18 protein-coding genes are annotated in these 23,656 nt (G+C 72.5%); 14 read left to right on the top strand and 4 right to left on the bottom strand.

The annotated features are described in order from the left end of the window. Positions 1 to 177: 177 nt before the first annotated feature. Both FIP57_RS07650 and FIP57_RS07645 read right to left on the bottom strand, forming a co-directional pair. Positions 178 to 552 carry a hypothetical protein gene (locus FIP57_RS07650; protein ID WP_148572920.1) on the bottom strand — a complete coding sequence of 125 codons (375 nt, stop codon included), beginning with the start codon at positions 550 to 552 and terminating at the stop codon, positions 178 to 180. Next, a complete protein-coding gene (locus FIP57_RS07645) occupies positions 549 to 1,940 on the bottom strand; it encodes an OmpA family protein (protein WP_148572919.1) in 1,392 nt (463 codons plus the stop codon). The genes FIP57_RS07650 and FIP57_RS07645 overlap by 4 nt, the downstream gene beginning before the upstream one ends. A 153-nt stretch (positions 1,941 to 2,093) precedes the next feature. Here FIP57_RS07645 and FIP57_RS07640 point away from each other — a divergent pair, with 153 nt between their 5' ends. From FIP57_RS07640 to FIP57_RS07570, 14 genes are all read left to right on the top strand, one after another. Then, a complete protein-coding gene (locus FIP57_RS07640) occupies positions 2,094 to 6,008 on the top strand; it encodes a phage tail protein (RefSeq protein ID WP_203231109.1) in 3,915 nt (1,304 codons plus the stop codon). Between the two features lie 174 nt (positions 6,009 to 6,182). After that, complete coding sequence (locus tag FIP57_RS07635; RefSeq protein WP_148572918.1) at positions 6,183 to 7,598, top strand: PASTA domain-containing protein; 1,416 nt, start codon at positions 6,183 to 6,185, stop codon at positions 7,596 to 7,598. 115 nt (positions 7,599 to 7,713) lie between these two features. Continuing rightward, positions 7,714 to 9,261: a phage tail sheath family protein gene (locus FIP57_RS07630; protein WP_148572917.1), complete on the top strand. Its 1,548-nt coding sequence runs from the start codon at positions 7,714 to 7,716 to the stop codon at positions 9,259 to 9,261. A 59-nt stretch (positions 9,262 to 9,320) separates the two neighbouring features. Beyond that, on the top strand, positions 9,321 to 9,764 hold the full coding sequence (locus FIP57_RS07625) for a phage tail protein (RefSeq protein ID WP_148572916.1): 444 nt from the start codon (positions 9,321 to 9,323) through the stop codon (positions 9,762 to 9,764). Then, positions 9,764 to 10,213 (top strand): hypothetical protein, encoded by a 450-nt coding sequence (locus FIP57_RS07620; RefSeq protein ID WP_148572915.1) that lies wholly within the window; start codon positions 9,764 to 9,766, stop codon positions 10,211 to 10,213. Before FIP57_RS07625 ends, FIP57_RS07620 begins: the two co-directional genes overlap by 1 nt. After that, positions 10,210 to 10,368, top strand: coding sequence for a DUF6760 family protein (locus tag FIP57_RS23595; protein WP_203231108.1), 159 nt, complete (start codon positions 10,210 to 10,212; stop codon positions 10,366 to 10,368). The genes FIP57_RS07620 and FIP57_RS23595 overlap by 4 nt, the downstream gene beginning before the upstream one ends. A 1,483-nt stretch (positions 10,369 to 11,851) precedes the next feature. Further along, a complete protein-coding gene (locus FIP57_RS23125) occupies positions 11,852 to 12,511 on the top strand; it encodes a hypothetical protein (RefSeq protein WP_162529705.1) in 660 nt (219 codons plus the stop codon). After that, positions 12,508 to 12,951 carry a phage tail protein gene (locus tag FIP57_RS07600; RefSeq protein WP_148572913.1) on the top strand — a complete coding sequence of 148 codons (444 nt, stop codon included), beginning with the start codon at positions 12,508 to 12,510 and terminating at the stop codon, positions 12,949 to 12,951. Before FIP57_RS23125 ends, FIP57_RS07600 begins: the two co-directional genes overlap by 4 nt. 20 nt (positions 12,952 to 12,971) lie before the next feature. After that, on the top strand, positions 12,972 to 13,709 hold the full coding sequence (locus FIP57_RS07595) for a CIS tube protein (RefSeq protein ID WP_238993345.1): 738 nt from the start codon (positions 12,972 to 12,974) through the stop codon (positions 13,707 to 13,709). Next, positions 13,709 to 15,481 (top strand): VgrG-related protein, encoded by a 1,773-nt coding sequence (locus FIP57_RS07590; RefSeq protein ID WP_203231106.1) that lies wholly within the window; start codon positions 13,709 to 13,711, stop codon positions 15,479 to 15,481. The genes FIP57_RS07595 and FIP57_RS07590 overlap by 1 nt, the downstream gene beginning before the upstream one ends. 16 nt (positions 15,482 to 15,497) lie before the next feature. Continuing rightward, positions 15,498 to 15,779, top strand: a complete 282-nt coding sequence (locus FIP57_RS07585; protein WP_148572910.1) for a PAAR domain-containing protein — start codon at positions 15,498 to 15,500, stop codon at positions 15,777 to 15,779. Positions 15,780 to 15,781: 2 nt separating this feature from the next. Next, complete coding sequence (locus FIP57_RS07580) at positions 15,782 to 16,231, top strand: GPW/gp25 family protein (protein WP_148572909.1); 450 nt, start codon at positions 15,782 to 15,784, stop codon at positions 16,229 to 16,231. 1 nt (position 16,232) lies between these two features. Continuing rightward, positions 16,233 to 18,179: a putative baseplate assembly protein gene (locus tag FIP57_RS07575; protein ID WP_148572908.1), complete on the top strand. Its 1,947-nt coding sequence runs from the start codon at positions 16,233 to 16,235 to the stop codon at positions 18,177 to 18,179. Continuing rightward, entirely contained in the window at positions 18,179 to 18,721 is a 543-nt protein-coding gene (locus FIP57_RS07570) for a phage tail protein (RefSeq protein ID WP_148572907.1), read from the top strand. Before FIP57_RS07575 ends, FIP57_RS07570 begins: the two co-directional genes overlap by 1 nt. A 119-nt stretch (positions 18,722 to 18,840) precedes the next feature. Here FIP57_RS07570 and FIP57_RS07565 read toward each other — a convergent pair whose 3' ends face one another. Then, positions 18,841 to 21,648 (bottom strand): AfsR/SARP family transcriptional regulator, encoded by a 2,808-nt coding sequence (locus FIP57_RS07565; protein WP_148572906.1) that lies wholly within the window; start codon positions 21,646 to 21,648, stop codon positions 18,841 to 18,843. 39 nt (positions 21,649 to 21,687) lie between these two features. Next, positions 21,688 to 23,583 (bottom strand): NlpC/P60 family protein, encoded by a 1,896-nt coding sequence (locus FIP57_RS07560; RefSeq protein WP_148572905.1) that lies wholly within the window; start codon positions 23,581 to 23,583, stop codon positions 21,688 to 21,690. Between the last annotated feature and the right edge of the window lie 73 nt (positions 23,584 to 23,656).

Raw genomic sequence — 23,656 nt, 5'->3', positions numbered from 1 at the left:
TCTCCGCGGCGTTGGCAAGACCGTGCTGCTGAACGAGATGCGAGCCCAGAGCTCTTCGAGAGGATGGATCACCGCCAAGGTTGGTTCACGCTCCCGAGCGCGGGCTACTTGCGTTTACGGTGCCTGGAACGAGCGACTTCATCTCCCGTCGACCCTGAGCGTCGGCCGACGCCGCCGTCAGCTGGGCTCGGCCGCGGCCTCCTCCAGTGAGGCCAGGGTCTCCTCGAGCGCGTCGATCTCCGGCGGGACGACGCTCGGGTACGCCGCGTCGACGACGCGTCCCGTGCGGTCGCCGAGCCGCCACTGGTAGGTCATCCTCGCCACGTCGTGCGCGTCCTCCGGGGCGGGTACGTCGGCCACGTCGACGATCCCCTCGACGGCACGACGCGCCTCCTCCACCTGGTCGGGGTCGAGGTGCGCCCAGGACGACCGCTCGCCGTCCACCACGAGCCACACCTCGCCGCCGGCGTCGTACAGCCGCTCACGGACGTGGCCGGTGACGGGGTCCTCGTAGCGGGTGCGGAGGTACACCCCGTCCGGCAGCTCGCTCATCCGACCGTCCACTCCTTGCGCGTGATCGCCTCGACCTCGGTGAGGAACGGCACGTAGTGGCCCCGGCGCACCTCGCTGCCAGTGGACATGATGCTGGCCGACTTGTCGATGCGCGTCTCCTCGGCGGCCTCAGTGCCCAGCTGCGCCTCGACGTCGCCGAAGTGCGTGGGCTTGTCGCCGAGGAACTTCTTGCTCTCCGGCTTCGCGTCCTCCTCGACGTACTCGTCGCCCAGCCCGAACATGTGCCCCGCCTCGTGAGCAGCGGTGTTCTGGGTGACGGAGAGCGCGCCGGCGGGGCTGACGTCGGCGATGATCAGGTCGACGCGGCGGAACTTGTCCTCCGCGGTGGTGTGCCGTTCGCCGGGCGCCGACACCTGGCCCTGCTCGCCCCAGCCGACCGCGGCGTTGAACCGGTCAAGGACCGCCTTCGCACGGGCGTCGGCCAGCTTCTTGTTCACCCCCGTGCCGCCGGGCGACGTGGCCCGGCCGACCGCGAAGAGCACCAGCTCGTGCTCGACGCCGTCGGGGGTCTTCTGCGTGCCGAGCTTGAGTCCACGCGTCTTGACCTTGGCGCCGAGCGTGTCGATGTGCGACTCCATGTCGGGTGTCAGCTCCGAGCTGCCGTGGGCGAACCCGGTGACCTGCTCGGCGAGCTGCTTGTCCCGCACCCGGCCCTGCTCGGGCTCGCTGGGGTCGCGCATGTCGAGCGTGGACGTGTCGCCCTGGACGAAGGAGCGGAACCGGGGCGGCGGGGTGTCGGTCGCCTTGCCCTGCGGCACCTTCAGCGCGGTCATCCGGTTGTGCGCCGTGTCCGGGTCGTCGACCATCTCCACCACGACGTCGACCTTCGCGGCGTGCGGTGCGAAGGCCGGGTCCTTGGTGCGGAGCTGGTGCTTGCCGCTCCACCCCTCGCTCACCGACTTGGCGAAGTCGGTCTTGAACTTGGTCTCCTCCGCCGGCTTCCAGCGGAAGTCGGCCAGCTGGGCGCGGGTGAAGCTGTGGCTGCGCCAGGGCTCCCGCCGCATGTCGGCCCTCGTGAAGTGCTTGAACGTGACGTGCACGCGCAGCGTGATCGTGACCTCGCCGAGCGTGGGGGACGGCCCCTTCGGCACGACCTTCGTGTCGAACCGCTCGCCACCCTTGACGAACGTCGTCGAGTCGAACTTCGGGTCCGTCGGCGGCGCCTTGTCGGGTGGGGTGTCCCGGCTGACCATCAGCATCGCGGACACGGAGCGGTTCCCCGACCAGCGCTGCAGGTCGAGCACCCCCTCCTCGGCAGGGCGGGGCGTGGGGCGCTCGTGCGGCGTGTGCGTGGCGCGTGGCTGCTTCGGCTGCTTCCCCTGGATCGGCGCAGCCGCGGTCTTCCGGCCCCTGCTCGGTCCCGCCACGGCCCCACGGTGCTCCGCATCGCGGGCGCGGGCCCAGCGACGCCGGACAGGTGCCCGGGCACCGCGTGGTGCGCGAAGGGGCAGCCAGCCCTGCCCGGCCCTGTGCGCTCCTCGCGGAGGTGCGGTACGCCGGACCGCGCGACGCTCGTCGGCATGGTCGGCGCCCGACGCACCGAGGCGGCACGGGCGGCGGCGACCGAGGCCCTGTCCGGCGCCCGCCGGAAGGGCTCCGGCCGTGGCCGTCCGGTGGGCCCGCCCGCCGTGCTGGCGATGCAACGCGCAGCCGGGAACGCCGCGGTCAGCGCGCTGGTGCGGGCGAAGCTCCGGTTCCCCAGCGCCGAGCAGGCGAAGGAGCTCGACGCCGGGCTCCGCGAGGCGAAGAAGGACGAGCCGGTCCTCGACACCCTGGAGAAGGGGCTGAAGCGGGCCAAGGCGCTCGGCATCCCGGTCGACCTCGAAGGGATCAGGCCGCCGGCGTCCGCGCTGGCGGTGACCACCACCGGGTTCGGCCCCAACGCGGTGCCGCCGAAGAAGGCCGTCCCGCCGCCGAAGCCGGTGCCCAAGGTGAGCCCGCTGGGCAAGGCGGCCGCGAAGCCCCCGGCCGCGGCCGGGCCCGCGAAGGGGGCGGCGGGACCCGCTGCCGGTCCCGCTCCTGCGCCGGCACCGGAGGCGCCCGCCGAGCTCAGCGGGGACCAGCTCCTCCAGCCACCGGTGCCACCGCCGCACACCACTCCCGAGGAGGACCCCGCCTTCACCACGGTGACCGCCGGGGTGAAGCGCTTCGCGAAGGCGAAGCGTGCCCACCCGCCCGCGGCCGCCAAGGCCAAGGAGGCGCAGGAGGCCGCCCAGCCGCCCACCGACGACCTCACCGGCCAGGCCAAGGCCGCGAAGGCCGACACCATGGACGCCCAGCGGCCCGGGGCCTTCGACAAGAAGGCGTTCATCGCCGCGGTGAAGGCCGCCATCGAGGCGAAGTCCCCGAAGACCCTCAAGGAGGCCGACGAGTACAAGAAGTCCGGCAAGGCCGGGGAGGTCAAGGGCGAGGTCAAGGGGCTCGTCACGCAGGGCAAGGAGGGCCAGGCCAAGGACATCGAGACCGCCACCGAGGCGGCCCCGGACACCTCGAAGGCGGTGCCCAAGCCGGTCACGCCGATGGGGCAGGAGAGCCCTGGCCAGCCGGTCGAGATCCCGGCCGAGGGCGCCGTACCGAAGCCGGCGCCGGCCGAGCAGACCAACCTCGAGGCCGGCAAGCACGAGGTGGCCGCGGAGATGGCCGAGGGCGAGGTCACCGAGAAGCAGCTCGCCGAGTCGAACGAGCCGCAGTTCGAGGAAGGGCTGGCTGAGAAGCGGAAGGTCGCCGAGCACGCCGACACCGCGCCCGCGGAGTTCCGCAAGCAGGAGGCGGACACGATCGCGCAGAGCAGGGCCGAGGCCACCGAGCAGACCGCCGAGGGTGTCGCCGGGATGCAGGGCGCCAAGGGCAAGGCGATCGCCGCGCTGGTGGCGCAGAAGGGAAAGGCGAAGTCGAAGGACGAGCAGCGCCGGGCCGAGGTCACCGCGAAGATCCAGGGGCTCTTCGACGCTGCCGAGAAGGACGTCAAGGCGATCCTCGACGGCATCGACCCCAAGGTGGAGAAGGAGTTCGAGGCCGGGGAGAAGAAGGCGCGGGCAGCCTTCGAGGGTTACGTCAGCGCGAAGATGTCGGCGTACAAGAAGGACCGGTACGGCGGCTGGCTCGGCGGGTTCCGCTGGCTCCGCGACAAGATCAAGGGGATGCCGGCCAAGGTCAACGAGTTCTACGAGGCCGGCCGGGAGCTCTACCTCAAGGAGATGGACCGGGTCATCTCCCGCGTCGCCGACATCGTCGGTGGGGACCTGACGGCCGCGAAGCAGCGGATCGCCAAGGGGCGGGCCGACATCGCGGCGTACGTGAAGAGCCTGCCGAAGGACCTGAAGAAGGTCGGCGCGGAGGCGTCGAGCGAGATCGGCGAGAAGTTCGAGGCGCTCGAGGGGGAGGTCGACGCCAAGCAGGAGTCCGTCGTCGACACGCTCGCGACGAAGTACACCGAGGCGCGCAAGGCGCTCGACGAGCGCATCGAGGAGCTGCAGGCCGAGAACCGGGGGCTCATCGACAAGGCGATCGGCGCGATCAAGGCGATCGTGAACACGATCCGCGAGCTCGTCGCGATGCTGAAGAACGTGCTGTCGCGGGTGGCCGGGGTCGTCGGTCAGATCGTGAAGGCGCCGGTGAAGTTCCTCGGCAACCTGATCGCCGGGGTGAAGGGCGGCATCCTCAAGTTCAAGGACAACATCCTCGACCACCTCCGCAAGGGGCTGATGGGGTGGCTGTTCGGGGCGCTCGCCGAGAGCGGTGTCGAGCTGCCCGAGTCGTTCGACCTCAAGGGGATCGTCAAGCTCCTGCTGTCGCTGTTCGGCCTGACCTGGCGGAACATCCGCAACCGGCTGGTCAAGCAGATCGGCGAGCCGGCGATGGCAGCGATCGAGAAGGGCGTCGACATCTTCCAGAAGCTGGTGTCGGGCGGGGTCGGCGCGCTCTGGGAGATGCTGGTGGAGAAGCTCGGCGACATCAAGGAGATGATCGTCGAGCAGGTGAAGGACTTCGTGGTCACGAAGATCATCACCGCCGGCATCACCTGGCTGATCGGGCTGCTCAACCCGGCCGCGGCGTTCATCAAGGCCTGCAAGCTGATCTACGACGTCGTGATGTTCTTCGTGAACAACGCCGGGCGGATCGCGAAGTTCGTCAACACCGTCATCGACTCCGTCGCCGACATCGTGCGGGGCAACGTCGGCGCGGTCGTGAACAAGATCGAGGACGTGCTGGGCCAGATGGTCCCGATCCTCATCGGGTTCCTGGCCAGCGTCATCGGGCTGGGCGGGATCGGCGAGAAGGTGCGCAAGATCGTCGAGACCTTGCAGAAGCCCTTCAACAAGGCGCTGGACTTCGTGATCAAGACGGGGCTGAAGCTGGCCGGCCCGCTCATCCGCAGGATCAAGGGGATCGGGTCGAAGGTCAAGGCGAAGGTGGCCGCGGGGAAGGCGTACGTCAAGGGGAAGGTCGAGGGCGCGAAGGCGTACGTCAAGGGGAAGCTCGGGCCAGGACCCAAGGAGGTCAAGGCCAAGGCGAAGGCACGGGTCCTGGCCCTGGTGCGCAGCGGACTCAACGCGGCGGAGCTCCGGGCGAAGCTGCCCGGCGTGCTGGGCGAGCTGGCGCCCCAGGGGCTGAAGCGCCTCGAGCTCCGCGGCGGCGACAAGGCCGAGGGCGAGCTCGTCGCCGAGGCGAGCCCGCTGGAGGTGCTCTGCTTCCTCGTCCCCGAGTACCTCAAGCGGGAAGACCGGGAGACCGGGCAACAGAAACCGCGGAGCGCCAACGTCGTCATGAAGGTGACCCTCGAGCTGAGCGAAGCGGTCGCAGGAAGCGACCTGGGTGGGACCGCGCCCGTGCGGTACGACATCGACAAGCTCCGCGAGGGCGGCCGCCGACGCAGGCGGAAGGGGCAGCCGGACCTGCCGTCCGAGGCGACGGTGCACGCGCTGCCGCCGATCACAGAGCGAGGCAAGATCAAGTCGGGCGGCCTCATCGCCGCTCCGGTGCCGGGCGACAAGACGATCCAGATGGTCACCTTCAACACCTCGGACGACCCGAAGTCCTCCAGCAACGCGACGCACGCCGAAGCGCAGCTCGCCAACTGGCTCATGTCGAACTCCGCGATCAGCAGGAAGGTCAGCGCCATCAAGGCGGAGATCAACAAGAGCCCGTGCATCCGGTGCACGGCCGATCTCCTGCACGTGGCCACGTTGACTCCGAACGCGAGGGTCCGGACGCTGGCCTGGGACCGGCCGTTCGTCCGTGAACCGCGGCCGGGGGTCGAGGACATCAGCACCACGACGGCGTCGCTCGGCAGGCTCAGGGCCGAGGTGCCGAGCGCTGACGGGCCGAAGGAGGCCTGGGTCCTGAACAAGTGGGAGGTGCCCGGGCAGCCCGCCGCCGCGGCCGCCGGGGAGGACAAGCTCGTGGCCGTGCCGCCGATCAGGCGTCGTCGGTGAGTGCGGCCGTTCGGACGTGCAGCTCTCCTTCCGGATGGCGCTCGGGGGCTCGGGTCTCGGCGAGCTGCCCGTCCGAGTGGCCGACCGGGACCACCGACCACACGGGTCATTGCGCGGCGCGGGGGACGGGCGTCCACTGGACGTGGGCGCGACTGCTGACGGCGGAGGTGTGCCATGCCGGGTCCCTGTCCGAAGTGCGGCTACCCGGTCGCGGAGGGCGACGAGTTCTGTCCCAACCCGGCCTGCGGTGCGTACCTCGGCTGGCAGGAGGAACAGCCGCGCGGGATGGCGGTCCCGGCCCCGCAGGCGCCGGTGGCGACACCCGTGCAGCCGCGACCGCAGTCCCCGTCTGCCGGCACCGCCCACGTCGCGGCGCTCTCCACCCAGCGGCTCGACGTGGCGCCCGGCGAGTCCGCCGAGCTGACCGTCACGGTCACCAACACCGGGACGATCGTGGACGAGCTCGCGGTCACGGTGGCCGGCCCGCTCGCGGCGTACACCCGGGTCGAGCCGGCCGCGGTGCAGGTCTACCCGCGCGACCACGCGACCGCGCGGGTGACGGTGGCGCCGCCGCACGGGACGGCGCTCCCGGCCGGTGACCATCCGCTGGTGCTCCGGCTGACGTCGAGCCGTGGTCAGGGCTGGTCCGACCACGTGTGCGCGGTGGGGATCGGCGCGGTCGCGGGGTTCGCCGCCCGGCTCGTGCCGCCGCAGAGCGCCGGCCGCGGCTCCCGCGTGCGCGCCGCGGTCGAGGTGGCCAACCGCGGCAACGCGCCGCTGCAGGTCGCGGCCACCCCACGGGACGACAACGGCCGGATCCGCTGGGGCGCCCCGGCGGTCGGCGTCGTGCCGGCCGGTGCCACCGCCGCGTTGCCGGTCACCGCCAGGTCGCGGCGGATCTGGCTCGGCGACCCCGAGCAGCGGCCGTTCGACGTCACGGTCCGCGCGGAGCCGCAGGCCGGCCACGGGCCGCCGCTGGCCGAGCAGCGGCTGGACGGCCGGCGCGAGCAGCACCCCGTCCTGCGTGGCTGGATGGTCTGGCTGGTCCTGGCGCTCCTGCTCCTGCTGGTCGGGCTGCTCGCGTTCCTGGCATTCGGGCAGGACCTGCTCGACGGTGGGGGCGACGAGGTGGAGACGCCGGTCGTGGAGAACGGCCTGGTGGTCATGCCGGACGTCGTGGGCGCCGACGGGGTGAGCGCGGTCGACGCGTTGAGCGGTGTCGGGCTCGAGGTCGCCGTCACCGAGGAGGCGTCCGACGAGGACGCCGGCATCGTGCTGGCGCAGGACCCCGCCGCGGGGACCGAGGTGGAGCCGGGGACGACCGTCAACCTCGTGGTGTCGGCCGGTGACGACGGCGAGGCGAACGAGGCAGTCTGCGCGGAGGCGGCCGAGGCGCGGCAGCTCCTCGACGAGCAGGGGCCGAGCGACGAGGCGGCCCAGGCGTTGGGCGAGGTGGTCGCGGCCGCCCAGTCCGACGGCGTCGACGGGACGCTCGTCGAGCTGGCCGGGAACCTCTCGGCAGCCCTGGACGCCGGCGACGCCGACACTGCGTCGGCGGTGCTCGACGAGCTGCTCGGCGTCTGCGGCTGACGGGTGCTTCCCGTTGAGGCAGGAAGGGGTGCCCTTCCCGACGCACCACGGGGCGTTCTGCGGGCTCGCGCGCGGACGGACGATGGCGGCCTCAGTCGAGTCGAGGAGGCCTGGCATGCCGACGTACCTGTCACCCGGTGTGTACGTGGAGGAGGTCGAGTCGGGTGCGCGCCCGCTCGAAGGGGTCGGCACCGCGGTCGCGGCGTTCGTCGGCCTGGCCGAGCAGGGGCCGTTCAACCAGCCGACGCTGGTGAGCAGCTGGACCGCCTTCGCCGACACGTTCGGCGGCTTCGTGCCGGGCTCCTACTTGGCGCGCTCGGTCTACGGCTACTTCATGAACGGCGGCGGCAACTGCTACGTCGTCCGCATCGGCGACGACGGCAGCAGCAACGGCAACGGGGGGCGTCCAAAGGAGCTGGCGACCGGACCGTACGCCGAGATCGGCCGGCTGCGGTTCGCGGCGCTAGACCCGGGGGCACCTCCGGGGGAGTACAGCGTCGAGGTAACCGAGGCCGGGGGCGACTCGCCCGGTGACGACATGTTCAAGCTCGTGGTGAAGCGGCGCGGCGAGCCCGTCGAGGAGCACGACCGGGTGACGGTCGGCCGGGGGAAGACCAACGTCGCGACCGTCGTCAACGCGGCCTCGAAGCTGATCAAGATCGAGGAGGTCACCGGTGGCGGTGCCCTGGCGAAGCCGGACCTCGGCGAGGTGGCGCTGAGCGAAACGCCCGCGCCGCCCGTACCGGCGCCTCGGCTGAGCACCGACGACTACGTCGGCGACGTCGCCGAGCGCAGCGGCTTCGGCGGCCTGGAGACCGTCGACGAGGTCACGATGCTGTGCGTCCCCGACCTGATGAGCGCCTACCAGCAAGGCGTGATCGACCTGGAGTCGGTGCAGGCGGTGCAGCTCGCGATGATCGCGCACTGCGAGCTGATGGGCGACCGGATGGCGATCCTCGATACCCCGCCGGGGCTGAACGCCCAGCAGGTCAAGGAGTGGCGGGTCGACAGCGCCGGGTACGACTCGGCGTTCGCGGCGATGTACGCGCCCTGGATCAAGACGGCAGACCCGAGCACCGGCGACCTGTCGTTCATGCCGCCGAGCGGCCACATCGCCGGCATCTGGGGGCGCAACGACGACACCCGCGGCGTGCACAAGGCGCCGGCGAACGAGGTGGTCCGCGGTGCGGTGTCCCTGGAGATGCAGGTGACGAAGAACGAGCACGACCTGCTGAACCCCGTCGGCATCAACGTGATCCGGACCTTCCCCGGGCGGGGGAACCGGGTCTGGGGCGCACGTACCTTGTCCTCCGACCCGGCCTGGCGCTACTTGAACGTCCGACGGCTGTTCAACTACCTGGAGGAGTCGATCCTCGTCGGCACGAACTGGGTGGTGTTCGAGCCGAACGACGAGGCGCTCTGGGCCCGCGTCCGGCGCACCATCACGGCATTTCTTGTCAACGAGTGGCGAAAGGGCGCGCTGTTCGGCCGGACCCCCGACGAGGCGTTCTACGTGAAGTGCGACTCCGAGACCAACCCGAGCGAGGGCATCGACGCCGGCCAGCTGGTCTGCGAGGTGGGCGTTGCGCCCGTGAAGCCGGCGGAGTTCGTGGTCTTCCGGCTCGCGCAGTACTCCGGCGGCACCAGCCTCGTCAGCGAGTGACCGCACCCACCGTCCCGTAGGGCCGTCCGGCCCACGACACGTCCCAAGAGGAGGACCTCATGCCACTTCCGGAGATGGACTCGGGCGTCGGCCATTCGTTCGGGTTGGAGTTCGACGGAGTCCAGATCAAGAGCATCACCGAGATCAGCGGGCTGAAGATGGAGATGGATGTCATCGAGCTCAAGGAGAACGGTGCCGACGGCAAGTACGTCGTCAAGAAGCTGCCCGGCCGGTGGAAGGCTCCGGAAATCACCCTGACCCGCGGGCTGACGGAGGACAACAGCTTCGACTCGTGGATCAAGGACTCGCAGTTCGGGAAGATGAACGACGTCCGCAAGGGCGGCGCCATCATCGTCTACGACTACGAGGGCGCACCGGTGAAGCGGTACAAGCTGACGAACGCCTGGCCGAAGAGCCTGGAGATCAGCGCCCTCAAGGCGGGCGACACCTCGGTGCTCACCGAGAAGCTCGTGATCACCTGTGAGCGGCTCGAGGTCGAGTGATGCGCAGGTCCGCCCTCGCGGAGGCGCTGTCGAACCCGGAGCCTGCGCCCGCGCCGGTTGCCGAGAAGCCACGCGACCCGCTGGTGACCGAGTTCCCGTTCACGCTGCCGCGGGGGTACGTCGACGGCGCCGGCGAGGTGCACCGGGACGGGGTGATGCGGCTCGCCACCGCGCGCGACGAGCTGGTGCCCCTGCGCGACGACCGGGTCCGTGAGAACCCGGCGTACCTGACCGTCGTCCTGCTCGGGCGGGTGGTCACCCGGCTCGGGACCGTGACCGACGTCCACGCCGGGATCATCGAGAACCTCTTCGCCGCGGACCTGGCGTTCCTGCAGGACCTGTACCGCCGCGTGAACCAGGAGGGCCACACGCGGGCCGGCGTCAGCTGCCCCGAGTGCGGCCACGCGTTCGCGATCGACCTCGCTGGCGGGCGCCTGGGGGAATCGTGACGTGGCCGGCCGAGGCGATCTACGACGAGGTCGCGTACGTCGCCTACCACTTCGGCTGGGCACGCGAGGAGATCCTCGACCTCGAGCACGCTGAGCGCAGCCGGTACGTCGCGCAGATCGACCGGCTCAACGGCGCTAGGGCGCAGGGAGGCTGACGTGCGCTGGCCCTGGGCTCGTCGGGCGTCGGCCCCGGAGACGGGCAGTTCCCCGGCACCGGTGCGCGACCCCGGTTGGCGCGCCCTTCCGGCACTGCAGCGCACGGCAACCGACACCCCGGACGTCGCGCACCTCGGCTCCTTCGGCGCCACGCTCGCCACCCACCAGGACCCGCGGTTCCTCGAGCCGCTTGGCCACCACGTCTTCCCCGACGCCCCCGCCGGCCACGTCGAGCGGCTGGCCACCCCCACGACCTTCCCACCCCCGCCACCCACCTCGCCCCCGCCCGCCTCGCCCCCGCCCTTCTGCGCGCCGCCCGCCTCGGCGCCGCCCTTCTCCGCGCCGCCCGCCTCGGCGCCGCCCGCCTCGGCGCCGCCCTTCTCCGCGCCGCCCGCCTCGGCGCCGCCCGCCTCGGCGCCGCCCTTCTCCGCGACTGTCCAACGAGCAACGTCCTTCGATGTTGAACCGCCCGTTGTGGCGCGGGGTGGGGGTGGTGAGCCGCCCTTCGTGGCTGGCCCTGGGGGTGTTGAGCCGCCCTTCGTGGCGGGCGCTGGGGGTGTTGAGCCGCCCCTTGCGGCGAGGTCGGCCGACGCTCCGTCGGTGCAGCGTTCCGAGACGTCGTACGCCGGAACCGGTGCACCGACCTCCGGGCTGGTCGGCACCGACCCGCTCGTCGGACCGGCATCGACTCCTTCCCAGGAGAACCTGGCGCCCGCCACGTCTCGCGAGCCGGTACGGCTGTCCCGGCTGGGGGACGCCGCGAGCCCGGTCGGAAAGCTGCCTCCCGTGGAGGTCCGCCCGGTCCCGAGCGCCCCGCTGCCGGAGGACCCGCGAGGGAGCGTCGGCCCCGACGACGTACCGACTCCCGAGGCCGGGCTGGTCGGGGACCGAGGCCTGGAGACGGCCGTTGAGCGTGAAGATGCGACGGCTCGGCCGGTGCAGCGGAGTGAAGATGCGACGGCTCGACCGGTGCAGCGGAGTGAAGATGCGACGGCTCGACCGGTGCAGCGGAGTGAAGATGCGACGGCTCGACCGATCCAACGGCGTGAAGATGCGACGGCTCGGCCACTCGTCGGCGGGAAGATGCGACGACTCGACGTGGAGGCGGAGGCAGGGAGCGCCGACTCGGCCGGGTTCCGTGGACAGGACGCGCCGGCTCGGCAGGCACCGGGTCGGCTGGATGGGCCGGGGCGGGGGGCGGCGCCGGGTGGGTTGGATGCGCCGGGTGGGCCGGGGGAGCACGTGCGGCTGCAGCGGAGCAGCGACCGGGTGGGGGGGTTGCCGGCGGCGCGGTTGTACTGGCCCGCCGAGAAGGGCGGCGTCGGCACTCCGCGCCGGATCACCTTGGGGCCGCAGGTGTCGACCAGCTCCGCTGGGCCGCCCATCGTCTCGCGAACAGTCGCGCCCGACGCGGGGGCTGCGCTAGCGCCGCATCGGCACGACGCGCACCTCACGCGGACGGCAGGTCCGGAGCCGGCGACCGTGTCGCTGCTGGCGGGCGGCGTCGAGCCGACGGTGCAGCGGGCGTCGCTACCCGGCCACAAGGTGGTTGGGGAGCCGACGGTGCAGCGGGTGCAGTTCCTGCCGGCACGCGAGACGACCGACCGCGCGCGACCGGAGAGAGCCGTCAGCATCGAGAGCCCAGCGACGCCGCCCTCCACCCCGTCGTACGACCTGCAACGGTCGACCACCACGCCACCCCGCAGCCTCACGCGGACCACCGCCACGCCCACCACCGACCAGCCCACCGTCGAGCTCCAGCGCTGGACCGAGGTCCCGCTGCCGAGCGCGCCGAGCACGCCGAGCGCGCCGAGCACGCCGAGCACGCCGAGCGCGCCGAGCGCGCCGAGCACGCCGAGCGCGTCGAGCGCGTCGAGCGCGACGAGCAGCCCCCCGGTGGCCGAGGAACCCATAGCCCCCGTCCAACGGGCGGTCATGATCGACGAGCCGGTCGCGCCACCCGCACCGACGGCGCGCCAGCCGGCCCGGCAGCCCGCCGAAGCAGCCCCACCGACCAAGACGCCGGCAGCCGCGTCCGACCTCGACGAGCTGGCCCGGCGCCTCTACGAACCCCTGACGGCGCGGCTCCGGGCCGAGCTCTGGCTCGACCGTGAGCGGAGCGGAAGGAGCATGACGAGATGAACCCGGTCTACGCCGAGCCTGCGGTCACCGTGTGCTTCGCGGTGAGCATCGACGACATGAAGCTCGGCACGTTCAACTCCTGCGAGGGGCTCGGCGTCGAGGTCGTCCTCGAGCAGCGCGAGGAGGGCGGCAACAACGGCTTCGTGTGGCAGATGCCCACGCGGATGAAGTTCACCAACGTGAAGCTGTCCCGGCCGCTGTGCGCCGACACCGACGAGGTGATGGCCTGGCTGAGCAGCATGACGACCGGCGTGGTCCCGAAGACGGCGAACATCTCCGCGATGACTGCCGAGCGCAAGGTCGTCGCTTCGTGGGGGCTGCTCGGCGTCGTCCCGGTGCGCTGGACGGGCCCCGGGCTCAACCTCGACTCCCCGAAGGTCGCCACCGAGACCCTCGAGCTCGCCCACCACGGTTTCACCTCCGCCAAGCCCATCACGTGATGACCCAGCCCGTAGCCCTCATGAGTTCCGCCGGCGGCGGCGGGGTCTCCGCGCCGTCCCCGTCGGGCGACACGAGTCGTCCCCAGATGGAGAAGGCGGTCCTCAAGCTCTACGACCCGACACCCGAAGGAGGGTCGCCCGGAGCTGAGCGGGACAGCATCGCCTTCCAGTTCAACCCCAAGGAGGTGACGATCCAGAAGGCCGCGAAGTGGGAGCGGAAGACCGCCAAGGGAGCAAAGAAGGCGGGGCCCCCGGAGTTCAGCGGCGCCGAGCCCTGCAAGCTCACCCTGGAGATGTTCTTCGACGCCTCCGGCAAGCAGGACGGCAGCGTGGTCAAGGCCGTCGAGCAGCTCTTCTCCTGCACGGTCCCGACCGAGGAGAGTGCGGGGCAGAAGAAGCCGAGCCCGCCGTTGGTGGTCCTCCACTGGGGGGCCATCGCGAGCTTCCCGGCGTTCGTCACCTCGGTCCAGGCGAAGTACACCCTCTTCTCGTCCGGCGGCCTTCCGATCCGCGCGCTGTGCACCCTGTCGCTGGAGGAGATGCCGAGCGAGCCGTGGCGGCAGAACCCCACGTCCGGGAGTGAAGCGGTACGCCGCTCGCACCTGATGGTCGAGGGGGACTCGCTGGCCAGCGTCGCCTACCAGGAGTACGGCGACCCGGCGGCCTGGCGTCCCCTCGCCCGGTTCAACGGCATCGACGACCCGCTGCGCTGCGGTGCCGGCACGAGGCTGCTGCTGCCGTCCCCCGAGGAGCTCTGATGTCGCACACCAACACCTTTCTTGTCGACGTCGACGGAACTGCGCTTCCCGATGACATCGCGCCGCTGCTGACGTCGGGGTACGTCGACGACAGCCAGCGCTACCCCGATCTCTTCGAGCTCCGGTTCCGCGACCCGAACCACCTCGTGCTGCCCAAGACCGGCGCGAAGGTCGGCTCCAAGGTCAAGATCTCCGTGACGATGGGCGACACCAGCGCGCCGACCGTGCTGATGTCCGGTGAGGTCACCGCGCTCCAGACCGAGTTCGACGCCGGGGGGACGTTCACCGTCATCCGGGGGTACGACGAGGCGCACCGGCTGTTCCGGGGGAGGCGGACCGAGGCGTACACGCAGATGACCGCCTCCGACATCGCCGAGAAGGTCGCCCAGCGCTCGGGGATCGCGCTCGGCGAGGTGACCAGCACGACCACCGTCTACGAGCACGTATCCCAGGTCGGGATCAGCGACTGGACGCTGCTGCGCGGGCTCGCGGCGGACGTGGGGTTCGACATCACCGTCCGGGACGGGAAGTTCGGCTTCCGTCCGCCCGACCAGGCTGCCGGAGCGCCACCCGCGGGCGGCGTCGAGAACCCCGACCCGCTCGTGCTGCGGCTCGGGCAGGACCTCCTGCGGTTCCGGGCGGTCGTCACCTCCGCCGAGCAGGTCAAGGAGGTCGAGGTGCGCGGCTGGGACACCGCGACCAAGCAGGCACTGACCGCCACCCGCCCGTCGGAGACCAAGGCGATCGAGCTCCCGGAGATGACACCGCAGAAGATGGCGGCGGCCTTCGGCGACCAGCGCTACGTGGCCACCGAGGTGCCGCACCGGACCCAGGCCGAGGTCGACACGGCGGTCGAGGCGCTCGCCGAGGAGGTCGCCGGCGCCTTCGCCGAGATCGAGGCGGTCACGCGCGGCAACCCCAAGGTGCGGGCCGGGACGCCGGTGACCCTCGACGGGCTTGGGGCGCCGTTCGACGGGAAGTACACCGTCACCACCTCCCGCCACCGGCTCGACCCGGCCACCGGCTACACCACCTCCTTCGCCGTCTCCGGGGTCCACGACCGCAGCATGCTCGGGCTCACCCAGGGAGGCGGGCCGCTCCCGACGGCGCCACCCGGGGTCGTCGTCGGCGTGGTCACCGACGTCGCGGACCCCGACCAGCTGGGCCGGGTCAGGCTGTCGTTCCCGTGGCTCTCCGACGACTTCGTCAGCGGCTGGGCCCGCACGGTGCAGGCCGGCGCCGGCAAGGACCGCGGAGCCGTGGTCCTCCCGGAGGTGGGCGACGAGGTCCTCGTCGTCTTCGAGCAGGGTGACGTGCGCCGCCCGTACGTCCTGGGTGGGCTCTGGAACGGCGTCGACGGACCGGACACGGCCGGGACCACGTTGGTGGACAGCGGCTCCGGCGCGGTCAACCGGCGCTCGTTCGTCTCCCGCAACGGCCACCGGCTCGACCTGCACGACCAGGACGGCAAGACCGAGGGGGTGACCGTCACGAGCAAGGGTGGAACGGTCAGCCTCGAGCTGGACGCGACCGGCACCAAGGTCACTCTGCACTCCGACGGCACGGTTCTTGTCGAAGGAACAAAAGGAGTGACCGTCGACGCCGGCAGCTCGAAGCTCGACCTCAAGGGCGGCCAGATCTCGCTCAAGGCCACGCAGGGCGTGACCGTGGACGGCGGGGGAGGCCCGGTCAAGGTGCAGACCGGCTCACAGCTGGACCTCAAGGGTGGCGCGGTGGCCTCGCTGTCCGCCGGGCTGGTCAAGATCAACTAGGAGCGAGGAGGCCACGATGCCTGCAGCAGCCCGTGTCGGCGACCCGACCGGCCACCCCGGTGTCATCAGCCCGCCCGGCGTACCGACCGTGCTCATCGGCGGGATGCCGGCCGCGACCGCCGGTACACCGCACGTCTGCTCGTTCCCGCCGCCGACCGTGCACCCGCCGTCGACGATCATCCCGCCTTGCTCCACCACCGTGCTGATCGGCGGGATGCCCGCCGCGCGCATGGGTGACATGGCCGCGTGCGGCGCGCCGATCGTCGCCGGCGCGATGAACGTCCAGATCGGAGGGTGACCATGAACCCCGAGTTCGTCGGCGCCGGCTGGGCCTTCCCCGTGGGCACGGACGCCACCGGCGGTGTGGCCCTCGTGGTGCGCGAGCGGGAGATCGAGCAGGCGATCCGGCTCATCCTGGGCACCGCCCGGGGCGAGCGCCCGATGCGGCCGGAGTTCGGCTGCCGGATCCACGACCACGTCTTCGGCCCCGCGAACGGCGCCACCGCCGGGCAGATCGCGTACGACGTCCGCGAGGCGCTCGAACGCTGGGAGCCCCGCATCACCGTGCAGGACGTCGGGGTCGCGTTCGACGCCATCGAGTCCGGGAAGCTGTACGTCGACGTCAGCTACGTCATCGCCGACTCCAACGACCCACGCAACCTCGTCTTCCCCTTCTACACGATCCCGGACCACGAGCTGACCGTCCCGGACGCGGAGGCGGCTCCCGCCCTCGTCGGAACAGGACGCTGACATGCTGCCGGCACCGAACCTCGACGACCGCACGTTCCAGGGGCTCGTGGACGAGGCCAAGCGGCTGGTGCAGAACCGTTGTCCCGAGTGGACCGACCACAACGTCAGCGACCCGGGCGTCACGCTGATCGAGGCGTTCGCGCAGATGGTCGACCAGCTGGTCTACCGGCTCAACCGGGTGCCGGACCTCAACTACGTCAAGTTCCTCGAGATGATCGGTGTCGAGCTGAGGCCGCCGTCCCCTGCCCGCGGCCGGGTCACGTTCTGGCTCTCCGCACCCCAGCCCGCGCCGGTGCTGGTCCGCGCCGAGACGCAGGTGTCCACCCCGCGCACCGACATCCACGACCCGGTGGTGTTCACGACCACGCGGGACCTCGAGATCGTGCCGTGCAGCTTCGCGCGCGCCGGCTCGGCACCGGTCGGCGACGACCCGGTCGACCACACCCCTGCGCTGCTCGGACAGCAGGGGTTCCCGGCCTTCTCCGCCACCCCGGTCGTGGGGGACGCGCTGCTGGTCGGGCTGTCGAACGCCGTGCCCTCCTGCGCGGTCACGCTGCGGCTCGACTGCACGGTCTCCGGGGTCGGCGTCGACCCGCGCCGCCCGCCGCTGGTGTGGGAGGCGTGGACCGGTGCCGGGTGGACCCCGTGCGAGCTCGACCACGACGACACCGGCGGGTTCAACAAGGACGGCGACGTGGTGCTCCACGTGCCCGACGAGCACCAGACCTCGATCATCGCCCGCGAGCGCGCGGGCTGGCTGCGCTGCCGCCTCGTCGACGCGCTGCCGGGGCAGCCGACCTACAGCGCGTCCCCGCGGATCCAGGGGATCACTGCGTTCACGATCGGCGGGACGGCGCCGATGATCCACGCCGAGGTCGTCCACGAGGAGACGATCGGCCGCTCCGACGGCACCCCGGGCCAGCGGTTCGCGCTGCAACGCCGTCCGGTGCTCGCCGCCGACCGCGCCGGCACGCTCGAGGTCCGTGACGGCGACGACGTCCAGGTGTGGCAGGAGGTGCCGCACTTCGCCGAGAGCGGCCCGGAGGACCTGCACTACCGAGTCGACGCGTTCGCGGGGGAGGTGCAGCTCGGTCCCGCGGTACGCCGCGCGGACGGGGCCCTCCAGCACTTCGGGGCCGTCCCGCCGCGGAAGGCGACGCTCACCGTGTCGTCGTACCGCAGCGGGGGCGGGCGCCGCGGCAACGTCACCGCCGGCCAGGTGCGGGTGCTGAAGACGAGCGTCCCCTACGTCGCGCGGGTCGAGAACCGCGCACCGGCGGTGGGTGGTGCAGACGCGGAGACGCTCGAGGAGGCGAAGGTCCGCGGCCCGATGCTGCTGCGCTCGCGCGGCCGCGCGGTCACCGCCGACGACTTCATCCAGCTGACCCACGACGTCGCGCCCGAGGTAGCCCGCGTGCACTGCGCGCCGAGCCGCCAGGGCGACGGCGGCGAGGGGGTGCTGGTCCTCGTCGTGCCGCACGTCGTCACCGACGACGTCGGCCGCGTCCGGCGGGCGGACCTGACCCCCGACGAGGGGATGTTGCAGCGGATCAGCGAGGCGCTCGACGAGCGGCGGCTCGTCGGCACCCGGCTGCTGGTCGCCCCACCGGTGTACGTCGGGCTGACCGTCGTCGTGGACGTGCGGTCGCGCGAGCGTTACGACGCCGACCTCGTGCGCGACGACGTGCTGCGGGCGCTGTACGGGCTCCTGGACCCACTCACCGGTGGCCCCGACGGGACCGGGTGGCCCTTCGGCCGGTCGGTGCAGTCCCACGAGGTGCACGCCGCGCTGGCCCGGATCTCCGGTGTCGACATGGCGCAGGAGATCTCGGTGACGCTCTTCCCCGCGGACGCGGTGAGCGGGCGACGCGAGCAGCCGGTGCAGCGGCTCGACCTGCCGGAGAACGGGCTGGTCTTCTCCTACGAGCACCAGGTCAGGGTGCGGTGATGCGCCGCGAGCTGCCGGGGCTGCCGACGCCGCACCCGTTGCTGCCGACCCTTCCGGGGCTCTACCAGGGCGACTCGTTCACGGAGCGGTTCGTCGGGGCGCTCGACGAGGTGCTCGCGCCGGTGGTCAGCACCCTGGACAACATGCCCTCGTACCTCGACGTGGCGACCACCCCGGACGACCTCCTGCCGTGGTTGGCGTACTGGATCGGCATGCCGGTCGACGCCCACCTGTCCGCCGTACGCCAGCGGGAGGTGCTGCACGCCGCCAGCCGGCTGCACGGCTGGCAAGGCACCCGGCGCGGCGTCGAGCTCGCCGTCGAGGCGGTCTTCGGCTACCGCACCGAGGTGCGCGAGACCGGTGGTGCCTCCTGGTCCCTCGACCCGGACGCGCCGCGACCCGGGGTGCCGCAGGAGGCGCTGGTCGTGCAGGTGTTCGTCCCGGCCGGTGCGACGGTGGACGAGCGGCGGCTGGAGGCGCTGGTGACCTCCCTCAAGCCGGCCCACGTCGTCCACCGGGTGGAGGTCCTCCCCGAACCCTGACATTCCGCGTCGAGCCGCCCCTCGTGGTGACACCGTGTCAACCACGAGGGGCGGCTCAACGCCAAGACACGCGCCACGAGGGGCGGCTCAACGCCAAGACACGCGCCACGAAGGGCGGCTCAACGACGGGCGGGCCCACCACGAGGTACGGCGGACGTCTCGGCCTGCACCCGGGCGTGCCGGGACCTGGTGGCCGCCGCGGCCGTCACGTCGCCCATCATGGTCTGCACCTCGCCGAGCAGTGCCCAGGCCGAGTCGCGCAGCGGGTCGAGCACGGTGGAGCGGTGGGCGATGTCCAGCGCCTGCTCGAGCCGGCCGAGCCCGAGGGCCACCCGGCCGGCGGTGCAGGCCGTGGTGGCGGCGGCGAGCCGGAGCCGGGCCCGCTCCTCGACGACCCACTCCTGGGGACCTGCCTCCGGCACCAGGTCGCCGCGGTAGAGCTCCAGAGCCGCCAGCCCGACGGCGAGCGCGGCCTCGGGCTCGTGGTCGGCGAGGTGGCGTTGCGTCGCGCGGGCGGCGTCCTCGAAGGCGGTGACGTCGAGCTCGGCGCCGGGCAGCTCGAGCCGGTAGCCGTTGCCCCGGCGCAGCACGGCGTCCGCGGCTCCCGCGTCGGCGAGGCAGCGGCGCACGCTCGAGGCGGCCGCGTGCAGCCGGTGGGACGCCTCCTCCACGGTGCTCTGCGGCCAGAGCGCCTCGATGAGGTCCTCGCGGTGCACGTCGTGTCCGTGCCGGAGCGCGAGCACCATCAGCAGCGAACGGGGGAGCGGGCGCAGCGCGTCGACGGGCACGACGGCGCCCTCGACCTCGATCTCGAACGCACCCAGGCACCGGATCGTGGTGAGGGTGGCGGCTGTCGCGGGCGGGGGTGTCGGCTCAGGGCGGGTCACGAGCCGTTCGACGAGCGCTTCGGCGCCGGCCACCCCGCAGCCCCGTGCGAGCCGGCGCGCCCTGGCCTGGCGCGCCCCGGCGTCCGGGCCGCCCCGCGTGACCGCCGCGCCGAGGAGCGCGGCCCACGCGCCCAGCACCGGGGCGCCGAGCGAGGTCGCCGTCTCGGCCGCACCGTCCAGCCAGCGCTGCGCCCCGCCCTCGTCGCCGCGGCACGCCAGGGCCCACCCGAGCCCGCCCGCGAGGAGCAGCGCGCCCCAGCGGTCGCCGGCGTCCTCGCACTCCTCGACGACCGCTGCGCACGACTGGACCCGCCACGGCTGGTCGGTGGTGGCGGCGAGCGCGGTCGCCTGGACGCCGCGCGCCAGCCGGGCCAGCCACGGCTGGTCCTGGACGTCGGCGGTCAGCACGATCTCCTCGAGCCGCGCCAGCAGCCGCGGCTCCGCCCCGGACGGGTCGGAGGCCCCGGCGGTGTCCGACGCGTCCAGGAGCGAGGCCAGAAGGGCGGCCACCAGCCGCTCGGTGTCCGACAGCCCCCGCGCGGCGGAGAGCTCCGCGCGGGCCCCGGGGAGGTCGCCGGCCAACGCCGCCGCGACCGCGCGTGCGAGCCGCGGGAGCCGCGGCTGCTCCTCGTGGTCGACCCGCCTCGTCGTCCGGCGCAGCGCTTCGCCGAGCGAGAACCGCCCGCCCCGGTGAGCGGCCCCGCCGACGACGGCACCCGGGTCTGCCCAGAGCGCCACCTCCGCCCGCTCCTCCTGGCACCGGCGGCGGAAGTCGGCGTCGTCGAGGAGCCGTTCGGCGGCGCGGAAGGCCGCCATCGACTCCGAGAGCGCACCTCGGCGGTGCAACCGTCGCGCGCGTGCCAGCGCCAGCCACGGGTCGTCCGTCGGCCACGGGAGCGCCTCGATGTGGTCGGCCGCGAGCGCCGCCCCGGACTGCTGGAGCAGCCGGGCCACCGACGCGTTGTCCTCCGCCAGCGCGTAGGCGCGCACCGCCTCGGACGCCAGACCGGCTGCCTCGAGCACCGCCCCGCTGCGGGCGTAGACCCGGTGGGCCGCGTCGATGCCGACCTCTTCCACGAGGAGCCCTTCGAGGAGCGTCTGCATCACCTGGTGGTAGTGGAACGTCGAGCCGTCCTCAGCAGCGACGATGAAAAATTGTCGTGTGGACAACTCTGCGAGGACGGCAGCGGAGCCGTCCCTCTCCAGCAGCGCGTCGCAGAGCGGGGCGGTGAGCGTCCCGAGGGTGCTGGTGGTGAGCAGGAAGCCGCGCAGCCCCGGGTCGAGCTCGTCGAGGACGGTCCGGGTGAGGTAGCTGCGCAGCAGCCGCGACCGGCCCCCGAGCTCCGCGACCGCGCGCTCCCGCTCGAGGGGGGACTTCCCGGCGGTCGCGAGGTGGAAGAGCTTGAGCCCGGCGGCCCACCCTCCGGTACGCCGGGTCAGGGCTGCCGCTCCTTCCGGGGACAGCGGCTCGCCGTACACCATGCGGAAGAGCTCCTCGACCTCCCACGAGCGGAACCGCAGCGCCTCGCCGTCGAGCTCGAGCAGCTCGCCGGAGACGACCATCCGGGGAGTGTTGAGCCGGAGCGGCCGGCGGGTGCCGACCACGACCCGCACCCCTGCTGCGCGGCGCCGCACGAGCGCCTCGAGGTGCTCCTGCGCCGGGGATCCCTCGAGCTCGTGGGCGTCGTCGACGTACACGGTGACCGGCCTGCGCGTGCCGGCCACCGCGTCGAGCAGCTCCGGCACCCCCGCAGGGCTGCCGAGCGGAGCCCCGCAGGCACGGGCGAGCCCGCCGGCGAGCCGGGTCAGGAAGGTGGCCGCGACCCGGTCCTCGACCTCCACCGGGCACCACGCCGTCGCCTGCCCGTCGGCCTCCGCGGCAGCCGCGGCGCTGGCCAGCAGGGTGGTCTTCCCCGACCCCGGAGGGGCCATCACCACGATCGCGCCGGGCCCGTCCGGGTCGAGCAGCGGCTCCAGGAGCCGTCGCCGCTCCAGCCCGGTGGCGTCCGGGTGGTGGCTGTGGTCCTGGACCGCGGGCATCTCCGCCTTCCCGCGCTGGTCGGTCTGTTCCCGGGTCTACTAGAGGTCGCCGTCGGCGTCCATGGTCTCGACGGGCTCTTGACCGGGCGGTTCGGCCAGGTCCTCGTCCGCGCCGAGACCCCAACGGTCGAGGGGCGTGCCCCGGGTCAGCGGGTCGGTGCCGAGCTCCTGCTCGAGGAAGTCGGTGAGCCCGTCGGCGTCGGTGTCGACCGAGGTCCCGCTGGTGCCGAGCATGTCCTCGGTGCTGTCGCTCAGCCCGTCGGAGTCGGTGTCGGCGAGCGTCGGGTCGAGCCGGTGCGCGACCTCGTAGCGGTTGCTCAGCCCGTCGTCGTCCTCGTCGCCCTTGGCGTCGAGCCCTTGCTGGGCAAGGGCTGCGGCGACCTCCTGCTCGCTCATCGGTGGCGCGGCGACCGTCGTCGTGGTCGTGCCGCCGCCGAGCTGCTCGGTCGCGTCGTCGATGCCGTCGCCGTCGCTGTCCGCCGACATGGGGTCGAGCCCGACCATCTGCTCGAACACGTCGGAAAGCCCGTCCTGGTCGGCGTCCGGGCCCGTCGTCGTGGCGGTCGCGTCGAACGCGGTCGGGGCGAGGTCGCCGACCGGCGAGCCGGCCATCTCCGGGATCACGCCGGCGTAGTTGAACCTGCCCTCGGCCGGGAACTCGTTCACGCCGTACGACGTGCCGCGTGCCTCGATCGTCCGGCCGTCACCCAGGCTGATCGCGACGTGCGCGGTGCCCGGCCTGCTGCCACCAGGTGTCGGCTCCTCGGAGAAGTAGAAGAGCAGCGCGCCCTTGGTCCGCAGCGCCTCGTCGACGGACATCAGCTGTCCCTGGTCCTTGAGCTCGAGGTACTGGTACATCGCGCCGTCGGGGATCGTCACGCCCACCTGTTCGGCCGCCCACTGCGTCAGCTCCGAGCAGTCGAAGGAGTCCGGGTCGGCGTCGTCGAGGTCCGCCTCCGTCCCGAAGACGTAGCTGTCGCCCTTCTGTGCCTGGGCGAGCGCGACGAACTGGTCGGCGAGGGTGGATGCGGTGCCGGTCGGCAGGGTGCCGCTCTGCACCATCGTGGAGCCCGGCATCGTCGAACCCGGCATCGTCGAGCCCGCCATCGCGGTCTGCATCGTCGACGTCGTCTGCACCGGCGGCGCCACCGTGTCCTGCTGCGGCACGGTGCCGTTCTCGGCGAGCAGCGGGTTGCTGCGGTGCTTGACCTCGATGCCGTCCGAGGCGCCGTCGGAGTCGGTGTCCCAGGTCGTCCCGCTGGTGCCCAGCGTCTCCTCGGTCGAGTCGGTGAGCAGGTCGCCGTCGGTGTCGGCGAGCAGGGCGTCGGTGCCCGTCACCACCGCCTCCCGCGCGTCGGAGAGCCCGTCCTGGTCGGTGTCGGCGACGTCGGGGCTGCTGCCGGCCATCCGCTCGAAGCTGTCGGTGAGCCCGTCGGAGTCGCTGTCGAGCTGGCCGGCCGGGTCCATGCCGGTGTCGATCTGGTCGTACGCCGGCACCGTCGCCGTGTCGTCCGTCGGCCCCGACGGGGGTAGCGGCGGGGGGAGCGGGGCGCCGTACCCGTCGACGCCCCGCGGGTCGCCGGTGTACCCCGTGACGGCGGAGACCTGCGCGAGGTAGGTGCGGTAGTCGTGCGCGGTGCCCTCGTTGGAGTCGTGCGTCGTGGTCCAGGGCCGCATGTCCGTGCCCTGGTGGGAGATCTCGTACGCCGCACGCGCGTTCACGTAGGGGTCGGTGAGGTCGCCCCACGTGTTGGAGCGGACATCCGAGGCGACGTTGATCTGCCACAGCCCGACCGAGTGCTCGCCGACGTCGTTCAGCGCCCCCGTCTCGCCCCCGGACTCGGCGAGCGCGATCGCGGTCCAGGTCGTCGCCTGGTCGGGGGTGAACCCGGCGGCCCTCGCCGCCTCGTAGATCTGCTGGATGTCGAGCTTCATCTGACCACCCCGAGGTCCGGCGCTGTGGCCGGTTCCCCGGAGTCTAGGACTGCCCCGGGAGCGGCGGTAGGGT

The organism is Nocardioides caldifontis (genome assembly GCF_008087345.1).
GTDB lineage: Bacteria > Actinomycetota > Actinomycetes > Propionibacteriales > Nocardioidaceae > Marmoricola_A > Marmoricola_A caldifontis.
This window is presented reverse-complemented; position numbering and strand designations above follow the sequence as displayed.

Excerpts from the sequence above, each read along its gene's own strand:
- FIP57_RS07650 (WP_148572920.1), bottom strand. The coding sequence starts at position 552 with ATGAGCGAGCTGCCGGACGGGGTGTACCTCCGCACCCGCTACGAGGAC.
- FIP57_RS07640 (WP_203231109.1), top strand. The coding sequence starts at position 2,094 with ATGGTCGGCGCCCGACGCACCGAGGCGGCACGGGCGGCGGCGACCGAG.
- FIP57_RS07635 (WP_148572918.1), top strand. The coding sequence starts at position 6,183 with ATGCCGGGTCCCTGTCCGAAGTGCGGCTACCCGGTCGCGGAGGGCGAC.
- FIP57_RS07630 (WP_148572917.1), top strand. The coding sequence starts at position 7,714 with ATGCCGACGTACCTGTCACCCGGTGTGTACGTGGAGGAGGTCGAGTCG.
- FIP57_RS07625 (WP_148572916.1), top strand. The coding sequence starts at position 9,321 with ATGCCACTTCCGGAGATGGACTCGGGCGTCGGCCATTCGTTCGGGTTG.
- FIP57_RS07620 (WP_148572915.1), top strand. The coding sequence starts at position 9,764 with ATGCGCAGGTCCGCCCTCGCGGAGGCGCTGTCGAACCCGGAGCCTGCG.
- FIP57_RS07600 (WP_148572913.1), top strand. The coding sequence starts at position 12,508 with ATGAACCCGGTCTACGCCGAGCCTGCGGTCACCGTGTGCTTCGCGGTG.
- FIP57_RS07595 (WP_238993345.1), top strand. The coding sequence starts at position 12,972 with ATGAGTTCCGCCGGCGGCGGCGGGGTCTCCGCGCCGTCCCCGTCGGGC.
- FIP57_RS07590 (WP_203231106.1), top strand. The coding sequence starts at position 13,709 with ATGTCGCACACCAACACCTTTCTTGTCGACGTCGACGGAACTGCGCTT.
- FIP57_RS07585 (WP_148572910.1), top strand. The coding sequence starts at position 15,498 with ATGCCTGCAGCAGCCCGTGTCGGCGACCCGACCGGCCACCCCGGTGTC.
- FIP57_RS07580 (WP_148572909.1), top strand. The coding sequence starts at position 15,782 with ATGAACCCCGAGTTCGTCGGCGCCGGCTGGGCCTTCCCCGTGGGCACG.
- FIP57_RS07575 (WP_148572908.1), top strand. The coding sequence starts at position 16,233 with ATGCTGCCGGCACCGAACCTCGACGACCGCACGTTCCAGGGGCTCGTG.
- FIP57_RS07570 (WP_148572907.1), top strand. The coding sequence starts at position 18,179 with ATGCGCCGCGAGCTGCCGGGGCTGCCGACGCCGCACCCGTTGCTGCCG.
- FIP57_RS07565 (WP_148572906.1), bottom strand. The coding sequence starts at position 21,648 with ATGCCCGCGGTCCAGGACCACAGCCACCACCCGGACGCCACCGGGCTG.
- FIP57_RS07560 (WP_148572905.1), bottom strand. The coding sequence starts at position 23,583 with ATGAAGCTCGACATCCAGCAGATCTACGAGGCGGCGAGGGCCGCCGGG.